1 protein-coding gene is annotated in these 979 nt (G+C 66.2%); it reads right to left on the minus strand.

Translation table 11 applies throughout. The features are described 5' to 3' along the window. Nucleotides 1-61 precede the first annotated feature (61 nt). Nucleotides 62-916 (minus strand): N-carbamoylputrescine amidase, encoded by an 855-nt coding sequence (aguB, locus tag AX681_RS19015; RefSeq protein ID WP_066657865.1) that lies wholly within the window; start codon nt 914-916, stop codon nt 62-64. Between the last annotated feature and the right edge of the window lie 63 nt (nt 917-979).

Genomic DNA, 979 nt, shown 5'->3' on the forward strand with positions numbered 1-979 from the left:
CGTCCTCCCCCTCCGTCAGGCTGCGCCTGCCACCTCCCCCTGGCGGGGGAGGATTATTGGGTCAGATGTCCTCGACCATGCGCCGGTACAGTTCCGGGCGGCGGTCGCGGAAGAAGCCCATGCCGGCGCGGTGCTTGCGCGCGCGGTCGAGGTCGAGGGTGGCGGTGAGGACGCCAGTTTCCTCGGCGCCAAATTCGGCGAGGATGTCGCCCCATTCGTCGCAGATGAAGCTGTGGCCGTAGAAGCGCTGGTCGCCCTCGGTCCCGATACGGTTAGACGCGATCACGGGGACGACGTTGGACACGGCATGGCCGATCATCGCGCGGCGCCACATGCGGCTGGTGTCGAGGTCGGCGTCGTAAGGCTCCGACCCGATCGCGGTGGGGTAGAACAGCAACTGCGCGCCCATGAGCATCATCGTGCGCGCGGTTTCGGGATACCATTGGTCCCAGCAGATGCCCACGCCGAGCGCCGCGTCGTCGGCGGGGCCGTCCCACACCTTGAACCCGGTGTTGCCGGGGCGGAAATAATATTTCTCTTCATAGCCGGGGCCATCAGGAATGTGGCTCTTGCGATAGACGCCCGCGACCTTGCCGTCGGGACCGATCATCGCGAGGCTGTTGTAGAAATGCGGGCCGTCGGCTTCGAAGAAGCTGGTGGGGATGTGGATCTGAAGCTCCGCCGCGAGGCTTTGCATCGCGGTGACGGCGGGGTGGCTGGCGAGCGGCTTTGCGGTCGCGAACAGCGCCTCATCCTCGACCCGGCAGAAATATTCGCCTTCGAACAATTCGGGGGGGAGGACGACCTGCGCGCCCTTCCCCGCCGCTTCACGCACGAGGTCGGTGACGTTGGCGATGTTCTGCGCCGTGTCGGTGGTGAAGGCGAGCTGGAGCGCGGCGACGGTGATCTGGGTCATGTGGGGGTATTTAGGGGGTGCGCCTCCCTTCGTCACCCCGGACTTGTTCCGGGGTCCACCGGA

Origin of the sequence: Sphingomonas sp. CCH9-E2, assembly GCF_001557215.1 — a bacterium.
Classification (GTDB): domain Bacteria; phylum Pseudomonadota; class Alphaproteobacteria; order Sphingomonadales; family Sphingomonadaceae; genus Sphingomonas.

Bases quoted from the DNA above. Each gene is read 5' to 3' on its own strand.
- aguB (WP_066657865.1), bottom strand. From the start codon at position 916: ATGACCCAGATCACCGTCGCCGCGCTCCAGCTCGCCTTCACCACCGAC.